Source organism: Pandoraea thiooxydans (genome assembly GCF_001931675.1).
Lineage (GTDB): Bacteria > Pseudomonadota > Gammaproteobacteria > Burkholderiales > Burkholderiaceae > Pandoraea > Pandoraea thiooxydans.
Map to the genome: position 1 here is coordinate 1233677 of NZ_CP014839.1, position 13423 is coordinate 1247099.

Consider the following 13423-nt stretch of genomic DNA (forward strand, 5'->3'; position numbering starts at 1 on the left):
CCTACCGTTTGAGTTTGGCGAACGCGGCAGCCATCGCGCTGGCCGGTTCGGCCTCGCGCTGGCGCGGCGGACGATGGGTGCCGCCAGAGCCTTGCGGGCGTGCGCCGCTGCGCTCGCCGGCGGGCGGCAGATCGTCGGATAGCCGCATGGTCAGGGAAATGCGCTGGCGCTTTTCGTCGACTTCAAGCACTTTGACCTTGACGATATCGCCGGCTTTGACCACCTCGTGCGGATCCTTGATGAATTTCGTGGACATCGCCGAGACGTGCACCAGACCGTCCTGGTGCACCCCGATATCGATGAACGCGCCAAACGCGGCGACGTTGGTGACGACTCCCTCGAGCAGCATGCCAGGCTTGAGGTCGGACAGTTTTTCCACGCCTTCCTGAAACGACGCGGTCTTGAATTCCGGACGTGGGTCGCGCCCCGGTTTTTCGAGCTCGCCCAGGATGTCCTTGACGGTGGGCAGGCCAAAGCGTTCGTCGACGAATTCGGCCGGCGACAGGCCGCGAATCGCTTCCCGGTTGCCCATCACCTCGCTGATCTGCTTGCTGATTCGCGCCAGAATCCGCTCCACGACCGGGTAGGCTTCCGGGTGAACCGACGAGCGATCGAGCGGATTTTCGCCGCCGTTCACACGTAGAAAGCCGGCGGCCTGCTCGAACGTTTTGTCGCCCAGGCGCGGCACTTTTTTGAGCGCCTCGCGGCTCGGGAAGGCGCCATTGCTGTCGCGGAACTCGACGATGTTCTTCGCCAGTGCGCTGTTGAGCCCCGACACGCGCGCGAGCAACGGCACCGAGGCGGTGTTGACGTCGACCCCCACCGCGTTGACGCAGTCCTCGACCACGGCGTCGAGCATGCGCGCCAGCTCGCGCTGGTTGACGTCGTGCTGGTACTGACCGACGCCGATTGCCTTGGGCTCGATCTTGACCAGTTCGGCCAGCGGATCCTGCAAGCGCCGCGCGATCGACACCGCGCCGCGCAGCGAGACGTCGAGTTCCGGGAATTCCTTGGCAGCCAGCTCGGACGCCGAGTAGACCGACGCGCCGGCCTCGGACACCACGATTTTCTGCAGCTTGAGTTCGGGGTGGCGCTTGATCAGTTCGGTCGCCAGGCGGTCGGTCTCGCGCGATGCGGTGCCGTTGCCGATGCTGATCAGCTCGGCGCCGGTCGCTTGCGCCAGGCGAGCGAGCTTGGCCAGCGATCCGTCCCAGTCGCGCCGGGGTTCGTGCGGATAAATGGTATCGGTCGCCAGCAGCTTGCCGGTGCGATCGACGACCGCCACCTTGACGCCGGTGCGCAGGCCCGGATCGAGACCGATGACCGCCTTGGGGCCGGCCGGCGCGGCCAGCAGCAGCGCCTTGAGATTGCGCGCGAACACCCGGATCGCCTCGCTCTCGGCGCTCTCACGCAATTGCGTGAGCAGTTCGGATTCCAGGTGCGGCTGCACTTTCACCCGCCAGCACCAGCGGCACACGTCGCCCAGCCATTTGTCGGCCGGGCGGTTTTGCTGGCGGATCCCGACGTGCGCCGCGATCATCCCTTCGCATGGATGCGGTGCCAGGGCGTCGCGTTCTTCGCCCAATCCGAGCTTGATCATCAAGATGCCGAGATTGCGGCCGCGAAACAGCGCCAGCGCGCGGTGCGACGGCACGGTGGCGAGCGTTTCGGCGTAGTCGTAATAGTCGCGGAATTTTTCGCCTTCCTCGCGCTCCTTGCCCTCCACGACTTTGGATGACACGACCCCTTCGGCCGACATGAATTCGCGGATTTTGCCGAGCAGCTCGGCCGTCTCGCCGAATTGTTCGGACAAAATATCGCGCGCGCCGTCGAGCGCGGCCTTGACGTCGGCCACGCCTTTCTCGGCGTCGACGAACCTGGCGGCCTCGAGCGCCGGATCGAGCATCGGGTCGCCCAGCAGCGCCAGCGCCAGCGGTTCCAGACCGGCCTCGCGCGCGATCTGCGCGCGCGTGCGGCGCTTGGGCTTGTAGGGCAGGTAGAGATCTTCCAGAACCTGTTTGGTCTCGGCCGCTTCGATGGCCGCGCGCAGCGTGTCGCTCAGTTTGCCCTGTTCATCGATGCTTTGCAGGATGGCGGCGCGTCGCTCTTCGAGCTCGCGCAGATACAGCAGACGTTCTTCCAGGTTGCGCAGCTGCGTGTCGTCCAGGTTGTCCGTCGCCTCCTTTCGGTAACGGGCGATAAACGGCACCGTCGCGCCTTCGTCGAGCAGTTGCACGGCAGCGGCGACCTGACGAGGTTGCACACCGAGTTCGGCGGCAATGCGCTGGATGATCTGTTGAGCTACGTTATCGGTCATTCGTCGTGAAATATCGCGATCAGCAAAGCGACGCATTTTGCCATAAACAACCGGCAGGGCCGGGCGTGCGATGTTAAAATTTGCCATTACTTTGCCCAAACGCATGATTTCATTTGTGAAAAATTTCCTCGCTGGCATCGGGCTGGCTGTGAGCCTGTGCTGGCCCTATGCGGTGCGGGCGCAAACCCCCAGTTCGGCCGTCTCGGCGGCTGCTCCATTGACCGGCGCGACCGCCACGGGGGGCAATTCTCCCGAGTTCACCCGCCAACGCGCAGCACTGGATAACCAAAAGGCGTGGGCTGTCTACCATTACAAGGTTGCCGAGCGGGATTGCTACGACCGGTTTTTCGTCAACCACTGTATCGATCAGGCCAAGGACGCCGAGCGTGACGCCCTGGCGAAAATTCGCGCGCAACGCCTGAAAGTGGACGCGGCCGAGCGGGCTGCGCGAGCCCAGGCGCGTGACCAGCGACTGGCCGAGAAGCGTGCGCAGACTCAGGCGCAGGCGCCGGAGCGCGAAGCCCAGCAACGCCAGAACGCTGCCGACTATCGGGCCAGGCAGGCCGAATTCGAGCAGAAGAAGGTTCAGCGCACCGGCGAATTGCCGCAGCGCGCGGCTGATGCGAAGGCCTATGATGCCAAGCAGGCCGAGTTCCAGCAGAAGCTCGAGCAGGACCGGGCTGCCGCCGAGCGTCGGGCGCAGGAGCGAGCGCAGAACGTGCAGAAATTCCAGCAGAAGCAGGCCGACGCCGCGCAGCGGGCCAAGGACGTCGCGGCGCGTCGGGCCGCGGCACGGCGCAAGGCGCAGGAGCAGGAGCAGCAGCGGCAACAGCAACAGCAACAGCAACAGCAACAGCAACAGCAACAGCAACAGCAAAAGACGCCACAGGGGCAGTAACCTTCGGATCGTCATGACGCGGCCGCACTGGCGGCGCGTAAGGAATGGCTATGCAAGATAATCTTCATTCGATCGGCCGGCGCATCATCGAACTGCAGATCGAGCACCGCGATCTCGATTATCTGGTCGACAAATTGATGGAAGAAGACAACTATGACGAACTGCAACTGCGGCGGCTGAAGAAGCGTCGGCTCAAAATCAAGGATGCGATTACATTGCTGCAATTGCAGCAGGCGCCCGATACCCCGGCTTGAATGCTTTACCCCTGCTAACTGAACCGTTTTGACCAATTCCAACGCCAGTCTCGACGCCGCCACGGCTGACAGCATCCTGCCGCAACCGGCGCCGCAACATGCGAGCGAACTGGAAACGATCTTTGGTGCCGACGGCTTGCTCGCGCGGACCATCGATGGATATCGGCCGCGTCCGGCGCAGCTCCAAATGGCGCGCGCCGTGAGCGCTGCGCTGGCCACCCACGACACGCTGATCGCCGAGGCCGGCACCGGCACCGGCAAGACCTACGCGTATTTGGTGCCGGCCATGCTGTGGGGCGGCAAAACGATCATCTCGACCGGCACCAAACATCTGCAAGATCAGTTGTTCGCACGTGACATTCCCACTGTGCGCGAGGCGTTGGCAGTGCCTGTCTCGGTCGCGGTGCTCAAGGGGCGGGCTAATTATCTGTGCCACTATTATCTGGAGCGTGCCGAGCACGAAGGCCGCTTCGGCTCGCGCCACGAGATCGCGCAGTTGCGCGAGATCGTCCAGTTCGCCAAGCTCACCCGCAGCGGCGACAAGGCCGAGTTGGCCAGTGTGCCGGAGAATGCGCCGATCTGGTCCCAGGTGACCTCGACGCGCGACAGTTGCCTGGGGGCCGACTGCCCTCGCTACAAGGACTGTTTCGTCATGCAGGCGCGCAAGGAAGCGCAGCAGGCCGATCTGGTGGTGGTCAACCATCATCTGTTCTTTGCCGACGTCATGCTGCGCGATACCGGCATTGCCGAGCTGCTGCCAAGCGCCAACACAATCGTGTTCGACGAGGCGCACCAATTGCCGGAGACGGCTACGCTGTTTTTCGGTCAAACCCTGTCGACCGGCCAATTATTGGAGCTTGCCCGCGACACCGTTGCGGAGGGCTTGGTGCATGCGCGCGACGCCGCGCAGTGGAGTGCGCTGGGTGCCGCGCTCGAGCGTGCCGCGCGCGATGTGCGGCTGTGTTTTTCGCAAGATGCGTTGCGCGTGTCAGCCGCGCAACTCGGCGAAGCGCATGCGTTGTTCGAGGCACTCGATAAGCTGGAGTCGGCTTTGCTCGACCTGATCGCGACGCTCGAAGCGCACGCTGAGCGGGCCGAGGCGCTCGGCGCCTGTCTGCGTAGAGCCATTGATTTGCATCGCTTGCTGGCGCAGTGGCAGCATGCCGAGCCGCCCGCCGGCGAGGCCGTGGCATCGATCGGCAAGGCGCCCGCGAACGCACTCGGTAAGGGCGACGAAAGCGGCAGGGGAGGCGAGAGCGGGAGTGCGGACGAAGGGGCCAGCGTGCGCTGGGTCGAGGTGTTCTCGCACGCCGTGCAGCTTCACCTGACGCCATTGTCGATCGCGCCGATCTTTGCCAAGCAGCGCGGCGGCGCGCCGCGCGCGTGGATATTCACCTCCGCGACGCTGTCGGTCAAGGGCAACTTCACCCATTATGCAGCCCAGCTTGGGCTGGACGCCGCCAAGTCGATCTCGCTGCCCAGCCCATTCGACTATGAAGCGCAGAGCCTGCTGTACGTGCCGCGCAATCTGCCGGCGCCATCGGCACTCGGCTTTACCGATGCGGTGCTCGAAGCGGCGCTGCCGGTGCTGGAGGTCAGCGGCGGCCGAGCGTTCCTGCTGTGCACCACGTTACGTGCTGTCAAACGCGCGGCCGAACGCCTGCGCGACGAATTCGATCGGCGCGGCTGGTCGTATCCGTTGCTGGTGCAGGGCGATGCCAGCCGCACCGAATTGCTCGATCGCTTTCGTGCGCTTGGCAATGCCGTGTTGATCGGCAGCCAAAGTTTCTGGGAAGGCGTCGACGTGCGCGGCGAAGCGCTTTCGCTGGTAATCATCGATAAATTGCCCTTTGCCCCGCCCGACGACCCGGTGCTCGCCGCACGGCTCGACGCGCTTGCCAGGAAGGGGCTGAGTCCTTTCGCCGTGCATCAATTGCCGCAGGCGGTGATTACACTCAAGCAGGGTGCGGGCCGTCTGATTCGCTCCGAGAGTGATCGTGGCGTGTTGATGATCTGTGATGCGCGCCTGGTCGAGAAGCCCTATGGCAGGCGAATCTGGCAAAGCCTGCCGCCGTTCAAGCGTACTCGGGAACTGCCGACCGTACTGTCGTTCTTCGAGCACGTCGAGGCTGCCGGCGCGCAGTGAAATTGTCGTTTGCCGACGATACGGCGATGGGCCGAGCGCCCGGCGCCTGCCCCAAAAGAAAAATGCCGCGCAACTTTCGTTGAACGGCATTTCTGTATGGTCAGGTTTGTTACCCGCTCAGGGATTACGAGGTGGTACCGCCCCAGAATTGCCACCAGTGGGAACGCTTGCTGCGCTTGTAGCCGTACGTCAGGTAGTCGCTCTTCGGGTAGGTCGCGGCCAGTACGCGGCGAGCGTCGTCGCTCAGTTTGGTCAGGTGGAGCTTTTTGTAGGCTTCGACCATGATCCACAGAGCGTCTTCCACAGCAGGCGCCCGGTTGAATTTCTTGATTGCGTCCTGCGCACGGTTGGCGGCAGCCAAATAGGCGCCGCGGTCGTAGTAATACTGCGCCACGAGCACTTCATGCTTGGCCATCGCGTTGAGCGCGTACCGCATGCGTTCGGCCGCGTCCTTGGCGTATTGGCTGTTGGGGTAATGCTCGACCAGATATTTGAAGGTTTCGTACGATTGCTGCAGGGCTTTCGGATCGCGTTCACTCAGATCCTGGCCGCTGAACCGGCCGAACAGACCGAGATTGTCGTCGAAAGTGATCAATCCCTTCAGGTAGTACGCGTAGTCGATGATCGGGCTCGACGGATGCAGCCGGATGAACCGGTCGACATCGGCCATTGCCTGATCGGTGTCGCCATCCTTGTAGTGGGCGTAGGCCGTATTGATCTGTGCCTGCTCGGCGAATTTCCCGAACGGATCACGACCTACCAGCATCGCGTTGTATTTCGCGGCCTTCGAGTAGTCGCGATCGGCCATGCTGCTCTGGGCTTCCGCGTATAATTTGCTGGTCGACCAGCTTTGTGTCTCGTCGACCTTCTCCGGCAGAACGCCACATGCGGCGAGTACGCTGGTCAGGCAGACCGCCAGCAGCGTCAACTTAGAAAATTTCAGGGCTTGCATGCTTTTCGCTTCACTTCTCAATGACCCGTTCGACAGTCCCGGATTATAGCCTAACCATTCCCGTTGCCACCGAAATTCCGGACGATGGCGACGACGACGCGCCGATCCATACGGGCGCTGCGGCACTCGATGTGGCCGAGACTGCGACGCTGGCCGGCACGGTGCCGCCCGAAGCGGCCGGCGAGCGCTTCGATAAAGTGCTGGCGCGCCTGTTTCCGGCCTACTCGCGCAGCCGTCTGCAGGACTGGATCGATGCGGGGCGGGTGAGTCTCGACGGCACCCCTGCCAGGATGCGTCAGCGCGTCTTCGGTGGTGAGCAGGTTGTCGTGCGGACCGCCGCGCTGCCCGAGCAGATGGCCTTTACACCCGAGCCGGTGCCGCTCGACGTCGTCTACGAGGATGCGCAACTGGTGGTGCTGAACAAGCCCGCTGGGCTGGTTGTACATCCGGCCGCCGGCAATTGGTCGGGCACCCTGCTCAACGGACTATTGCACCGGTATGGCGAAGCAGCCGCAGGATTGCCGCGCGCCGGCATCGTGCATCGCCTGGACAAGGATACTTCCGGTCTGATGGTGGTGGCGCGCACGCTGACCGCGCAAACCGATCTGGTTCGCCAATTGCAGGCGCGCACGGTCAAGCGTTATTACGCGGCCGTGGTTTGGGGCACGCCGCCGGCTCGTGCGCTGGTCGACGCGCCACTTGGGCGAGACCCGCGCGAGCGCACTCGCATGGCGGTGGTCGACGGAGCCGCCGGCAAGCCGGCTCGCACCCGGCTGGCGACCTTGGCCAGCGGTCATTGGCAGGGGCAGCCCGTTTCGCTGGTGCTGTGTTCGCTCGACACCGGGCGCACGCACCAGATCCGCGTGCACCTGACTCATCTGGGCCATCCATTGCTGGGGGATCCGGTATATCGCGGTCGCCACGCCCGCCCGGCACTGCCCGGGGCGTTCGGGCGCCAGGCGCTGCACGCCTGGCGACTCGGCCTGTTGCATCCGGCCGACGGACGGCCGATGTCCTGGCAGAGCGAGTTGCCTGACGATATGCGTGACTTGCTGGGCGCCTTGGGGTTATCTTTCGATATGAACGAATTATTCGCATCAGAGCATATCGATGACCTTTTCGCCTCATCCTGACTGGATTTTGCCCGATTGGCCCGCGCCAGCCCGGGTGCGCGCTTTGTTTACCACCCGGGCCGGCGGCGTCAGCGTCGGCCCGCATGCCAGCTTGAATCTTGGCTTGAATGCCGGCGATGACGTCGCGGCGGTGCAGGCCAATCGCGCACGCCTGGTTGCGGCCATCGGCGCACGCCCAGGGTGGCTGGCTCAAGTCCACGGGACCGCCGTCGCCAACGCCGATCAAGCCGCCTATGCCGCCACGGCGCCAGCGGCCGACGCCAGCGTGACGGTGGCGCCCGGGGTGGCGTGCGCGGTGCTGGTGGCGGACTGCCTGCCGGTTTTGCTGTGTGACGTCGAAGGCCGGGCGGTAGGCGCCGTGCATGCCGGCTGGCGCGGTTTGTGCGCCGGCGTGATCGAGCAGGCCGTGGCAACACTGCGCCAGCGCGTGGGTGGGCCCGCCGAATTGCTGGCCTGGCTTGGCCCGTCGATCGGCCCGGGTCGTTTCGAGGTCGGCGCGGAAGTGCGCGACGCGTTTTTGGCGGCCGCGTTGCCGGGCGAGGCCGCCGCCACAGAGGCGGCCTTCGCACCCGTGCCAGGCACCGGTCAAGGTACCGCGTTGCCGCCCAAATATCTCGCCAGCCTGCCGGCGTTGGCCCGCTTGCGTCTGGCTCGCCATGATGTGACGCGAGTGTTCGGCGGCACGTGGTGCACCTACGACGCACCGGCGCGGTTTTATTCATACCGTCGCGATCGCGTCACCGGCCGGATGGCCGCGCTGGTCTGGTTGGAAAAGGGGCGCTGAGCGCTGCTCGACGGCATCGGGCGCCCGGGGGCAGTGCGTTGGCCGCCGTTCGATGACAGGGTAAAGCGATCGAAGCCGGGCCGCTCGTGCGGGCAGACGGTCAACCGTCGGAAAATCGGGCGTGCTGCGATACCGACCACGAAAGTGACACACAGTCCGCCTAAAATCGCGACGCCCCATTGGGATAAACCTGCGTTCAAAAAGTAAAGGAAGGGCTTCACAATGAACTCTGTCGTGAGCGATGTCATTGACACGCTTGGCGCCAGACGCAAGAATGACCGAAGCTTTCCGGATACTCCGGGTGACGTACAGATTCTTTGCCTTTAAGCCATCATGAAATCCGCCAGCGCTCGTGTCGACCCTCCCTTCATGGCGGGTCTCTTCCCTGGATTCGGGGCTTCCCCTGCTCAGGCATCCGATATGTCCGAATGGTTCGGCGCATTGCGCCGCACACTGGATCCGACATTTCTTTCGTCACTCATGCCCGATGGTTCGGCCACCGGCGCGACGCGCGACGACCGGCCGGCGATGCCGGCGCTCAAAATGGACCCGGCTCAATTGAGCGCAATACAGGCCGATTATTGGCGTGAATTCTCCGACCTGATGGCGCGCTGCTCGGCGCCACCCGCCGACGGTCTCGCACTTGCCGACCGCCGCTTCGCGGGTGACGCCTGGCGCAGTCCAATGTACGCGATTCCGGCGGCCTTGTACTTGCTCAACGCGCGTTGTCTGACACGCCTTGCCGCTGCGGTGGAGGCCGATGCGAAGACACGCGAACGCCTGCATTTTGCCGTCGAGCAGTGGATCGCCGCTGCCGCGCCGAGCAATTTCATCGCTACCAACCCCGATGCGCAGCAGCGTCTGGTCGAAACCCAGGGCGAGAGTCTGTTGGCCGGACTGCGGCATTTGCTGGCCGATTTCAGCAAAGGAAAAGTTTCGCAAACCGATGAAACGGCGTTCGAGCTCGGCCGCAACGTGGCCAGCACCGAGGGAGCGGTCGTGTTCGAGAACGACCTGATCCAGCTGATTCAATACAAGCCGCTGACCGGCACGGTGTTTCAGCGCCCGCTGCTGATCGTGCCACCGTGCATCAACAAGTATTACATCCTCGATTTGCAGCCCGCCAACTCGCTGGTGCGCCACGCGGTGGAGCAGGGGCACACGGTTTTCATGGTGTCCTGGCGCAATGCCGACGAGACCCTGGCCGACAAACAGTGGGACGACTACATCGCCGAGGGCCCGCTCAAAGCCATCGAAGTGGTGCGTCAGATCAGCAAGCAGAGCCAGATCAACGCGCTGGGCTTTTGCGTTGGCGGCACGCTGCTGGCGACCGCGGCGGCGGTACTGGCCGGGCGTGGCGAGCGCGGTGCCAAGGCTCCGCTCAAGAGTCTGACGCTGCTGACTACGTTTCTCGATTTCTCCGATACCGGCATTCTCGACGTCTTCATCGACGATGCCCATGTGCAGTGGCGCGAGCAGACCATCGGCGGCAGCAATGGGCCCTGCGGGTTGATGCGCGGTGTCGAGCTGGCCAACACATTTTCATTCCTGCGGCCCAACGAGCTGGTGTGGAATTATGTGGTCGATAACTATCTCAAGGGCCAGTCGCCACCAGCGTTCGACCTGCTGTACTGGAACGGCGACAGCACCAATCTGGCGGGGCCGATGTTTGCCTGGTATCTGCGCCACATGTACCTGCAGAACGAACTGAAGCAGCCTGGCCGGCTGACGGTGTGCGGCGTGCCGGTCGATCTCGGTGCGATCGATGTGCCGGTCTATATTTTCGGCTCGCGCGAGGACCACATCGTTCCGTGGCGTGCCGCGTACGCGTCGACGGCGTTGCTCCGCGGGCCGAAGCGCTTTGTGCTGGGTGCCTCGGGCCATATCGCGGGGGTTATCAACCCGCCGGCCAAGCAGCGCCGCAGCTATTGGACCGGCGATGCGCTGCCGGCGAGCGCTGACGATTGGCTGGCCGGTGCCGAGGAGCATCCTGGCAGCTGGTGGCCGGATTGGCACGCCTGGCTTGCTTCTTATGGCGGGCGACGCGTCAAGGCGTCATCCGGCTATGGTAATGTCCAATACCAGCCGGTCGAGCCGGCGCCTGGCAGCTATGTCAAGGCCAAGGCTTGAAAATCAGGTAAAAGCGGGGCGTTTTTAATTTCATGAAGTCAAGGTGATCGTAATGACAGATATCGTTATCGTTTCAGCGGCCCGATCCGGGGTCGGAAAATTCGGTGGCTCGCTGGCCAAGGTCCCCGCGCCGGAGATCGGTGCTCAGGTCGTGCGCGCGGTGTTGGAGCGCGCCGGGCTCGCGCCCGAGCAGATCAGCGAAGTCATTCTCGGTCAGGTGCTGACGGCAGGTTCGGGTCAGAACGTGGCGCGTCAGGCGTCGATCAAGGCAGGGCTGCCCAGTGCGGTGCCGGCCATGACCATCAACAAGGTGTGCGGCTCGGGACTCAAGGCGGTCATGCTGGCAGCCAACGCCATTCAGGCCGGCGACGCCGAAATCGTGGTGGCCGGCGGCCAGGAAAACATGAGCGCGGCGCCGCACGTGCTGCCGGGTTCGCGTGACGGCTTTCGGATGGGCGACGCCAAGCTGATCGATACCATGATCGTCGACGGTCTGTGGGACGTGTACAACCAGTATCACATGGGCATTACTGCGGAAAACGTCGCCAAGGAATACGGCATCACGCGCGAGGCCCAGGATCGCCTGGCGGTGGAATCGCAGAATCGCGCCGAGGCCGCGCAGAAAGCGGGCCGCTTCGCGGACGAAATCGTGCCGATCGCGATCCCGCAGCGCAAGGGGGATCCGGTGCTGTTCGAGCACGACGAATATATTCGCCACGGCGCCACGCTGGAATCGCTCGCCGGCCTGAAGCCGGCCTTCGCCAAGGATGGCTCGGTCACCGCCGGTAACGCGTCCGGGCTCAACGACGGCGCCGCCGCCGTGGTCGTCATGTCGGCCAAACGCGCGGCCGAACTGGGCCTGACGCCGCTGGCGCGCATTGCCGCCTATGCCAACGCCGGGGTCGACCCCAAGGTCATGGGCATGGGACCGGTGCCGGCCTCGCGCCGCTGCCTGGAGCGTGCCGGCTGGCGTGTCGACGATCTCGACCTGCTCGAGATCAATGAAGCGTTTGCCGCGCAGGCGCTGGCGGTGCATCAGCAAATGGGTTGGGACACCAGCAAGGTCAATGTCAACGGTGGCGCGATCGCCCTGGGGCATCCGATCGGCGCATCGGGCTGCCGCATCCTGGTGACGCTGCTGCATGAAATGGCGCGGCGCGGTGCCAAGAAGGGGCTTGCCTCGCTGTGTATCGGCGGCGGCATGGGAGTTGCACTGGCGGTCGAGCGCGCCTGACGCGCGAGCGGCATCCGTGATCTCAATTCAAATGGTCAGTTAATAAATGGAGCATTCCATGACACAACGCATCGCCTACGTTACCGGTGGTATGGGCGGCATCGGTACCGCCATTTGCCAGCGACTCTACAAGGAAGGTTTTCGTGTGGTGGCCGGTTGCGGCCCCAATTCCCCGCGCAAAGCGAAATGGCTGGCAGAGCAAAAAGCGCTCGGTTTCGATTTTGTCGCCTCTGAAGGCAACGTCGCGGATTGGGATTCGACTACCGCGGCGTTCGACAAGGTCAAGGCTGAAGTCGGCCAGATCGATGTATTGGTGAACAACGCCGGCATTACCCGCGATGTCGTGCTGCGCAAAATGACCCGCGAAGACTGGAGCGCGGTGATCGACACCAATCTCAACAGCCTGTTCAACGTGACCAAGCAGGTCATCGAAGGCATGGTCGAGCGCGGCTGGGGGCGCATCATCAGCATCTCGTCGGTCAATGGCCAGAAGGGGCAGTTCGGGCAGACCAACTACTCGACCGCCAAAGCCGGTATTCATGGCTTCACGATGGCGCTGGCGCAGGAGGTCGCGACCAAGGGCGTGACGGTCAATACCGTATCGCCCGGCTATATCGGGACCGATATGGTGCGCTCGATCCGGCCGGAAGTGCTCGAGAAGATCGTCGCGACGATCCCGGTCAAGCGTCTGGGTGAGCCTTCCGAGATCGCCTCGATCTGCGCCTGGCTGGCATCCGAGGAATCCGCCTTCGCGACCGGCGCTGACTTTTCCCTGAACGGCGGGCTGCACATGGCGTAATGCCGGAGTCGGGCAAGCCGCGCGCCGCGGACCGACCGTCCGCGGCGCGCGGCTTGTTTTGACTCGGGATTGCCGCAAGGCAGCAAGCGGCCTACAATCGAAAAACACGGGTTGGACGCTTCGGTACCCCACGGCCGTCCAGTACCCGTCAATAGCCGGCCAACCGGCGCCGTCGCAAGAGAGGGACAGACCGCGAATGAGCACGCAAAAAAAAACCGACGAACGTCTGATCAAGAAATATCCAAACCGCCGGCTCTACGATACCCAGACCAGTACCTACATCACCTTGAGCGACGTCAAGCAACTGGTGCTCGACAATGAAGAGTTCAAGGTCGTCGATGCGAAATCGAGCGAAGACCTCACCCGCAGCATCCTGCTGCAAATCATTCTGGAAGAGGAAACCGGCGGCATGCCGATGTTCTCCAGCGTCATGCTCGCGCAGATCATTCGTTTCTATGGTCACGCGCTGCAAGGCATGATGGGCACCTATCTCGAGAAGAATATCCAGACTTTCATCGAGATCCAGCACAAGCTGGCCGACCAGGGCAAGGGGCTGTACGACGGAGCTACCTTCAACCCCGATATGTGGTCGCAATTCATGAACATGCAGGCGCCGATGATGCAGGGCATGATGACCAACTACATCGAGCAATCGAAGAACCTCTTCGTGCAGATGCAGGAGCAGATGCAGAGCCAGGCCAAGAATATGTTCAGCACTTTTCCGTTCCCGCCCGGCGGGCCGGGGCAGCCGAAAGATCCGAACAAGTGAGATAGCG

General features: G+C 63.5%; 11 protein-coding genes. 9 read left to right on the forward strand and 2 right to left on the reverse strand.

Going from position 1 to position 13423, the window contains the following annotated elements:
• Position 1: 1 nt before the first annotated feature.
• The gene (locus PATSB16_RS05610; protein ID WP_047216294.1) at positions 2-2317 is read right to left on the reverse strand and encodes a Tex family protein; all 2316 of its coding nucleotides are present in this window, start codon (positions 2315-2317) and stop codon (positions 2-4) included.
• Positions 2318-2432: 115 nt separating this feature from the next.
• Between PATSB16_RS05610 and PATSB16_RS05615 the strand changes: the two genes are divergently transcribed.
• The 3 genes from PATSB16_RS05615 (at position 2433) to PATSB16_RS05625 (ending at position 5615) form a co-directional block, all read left to right on the forward strand.
• Positions 2433-3215, forward strand: coding sequence for a colicin transporter (locus tag PATSB16_RS05615; RefSeq protein ID WP_156884615.1), 783 nt, complete (start codon positions 2433-2435; stop codon positions 3213-3215).
• 50 nt (positions 3216-3265) lie between these two features.
• A complete protein-coding gene (locus PATSB16_RS05620; RefSeq protein ID WP_047213065.1) occupies positions 3266-3469 on the forward strand; it encodes a DUF465 domain-containing protein in 204 nt (67 codons plus the stop codon).
• A 73-nt stretch (positions 3470-3542) separates the two neighbouring features.
• Positions 3543-5615, forward strand: a complete 2073-nt coding sequence (locus PATSB16_RS05625) for an ATP-dependent DNA helicase (RefSeq protein WP_237170351.1) — start codon at positions 3543-3545, stop codon at positions 5613-5615.
• A gap of 124 nt (positions 5616-5739) precedes the next feature.
• Here PATSB16_RS05625 and PATSB16_RS05630 read toward each other — a convergent pair whose 3' ends face one another.
• On the reverse strand, positions 5740-6567 hold the full coding sequence (locus tag PATSB16_RS05630) for an outer membrane protein assembly factor BamD (RefSeq protein ID WP_047213067.1): 828 nt from the start codon (positions 6565-6567) through the stop codon (positions 5740-5742).
• 20 nt (positions 6568-6587) lie between these two features.
• Between PATSB16_RS05630 and PATSB16_RS05635 the strand changes: the two genes are divergently transcribed.
• The 6 genes from PATSB16_RS05635 to phaR all read left to right on the forward strand — a co-directional run bounded on the left by PATSB16_RS05635 (position 6588) and on the right by phaR (position 13416).
• On the forward strand, positions 6588-7700 hold the full coding sequence (locus PATSB16_RS05635; protein ID WP_083566680.1) for an RluA family pseudouridine synthase: 1113 nt from the start codon (positions 6588-6590) through the stop codon (positions 7698-7700).
• Positions 7678-8484, forward strand: a complete 807-nt coding sequence (gene pgeF / locus PATSB16_RS05640; protein WP_047213069.1) for a peptidoglycan editing factor PgeF — start codon at positions 7678-7680, stop codon at positions 8482-8484. Before PATSB16_RS05635 ends, pgeF begins: the two co-directional genes overlap by 23 nt.
• A gap of 369 nt (positions 8485-8853) precedes the next feature.
• Complete coding sequence (gene phaC / locus PATSB16_RS05645) at positions 8854-10614, forward strand: class I poly(R)-hydroxyalkanoic acid synthase (protein ID WP_083566681.1); 1761 nt, start codon at positions 8854-8856, stop codon at positions 10612-10614.
• A 52-nt stretch (positions 10615-10666) separates the two neighbouring features.
• Positions 10667-11848, forward strand: a complete 1182-nt coding sequence (locus PATSB16_RS05650) for an acetyl-CoA C-acetyltransferase (protein WP_047213070.1) — start codon at positions 10667-10669, stop codon at positions 11846-11848.
• A 58-nt stretch (positions 11849-11906) separates the two neighbouring features.
• Positions 11907-12647, forward strand: coding sequence for a 3-ketoacyl-ACP reductase (locus tag PATSB16_RS05655; RefSeq protein ID WP_047213071.1), 741 nt, complete (start codon positions 11907-11909; stop codon positions 12645-12647).
• Positions 12648-12843: 196 nt separating this feature from the next.
• Positions 12844-13416 (forward strand): polyhydroxyalkanoate synthesis repressor PhaR, encoded by a 573-nt coding sequence (phaR, locus tag PATSB16_RS05660; protein WP_047213072.1) that lies wholly within the window; start codon positions 12844-12846, stop codon positions 13414-13416.
• Positions 13417-13423: the final 7 nt, after the last annotated feature.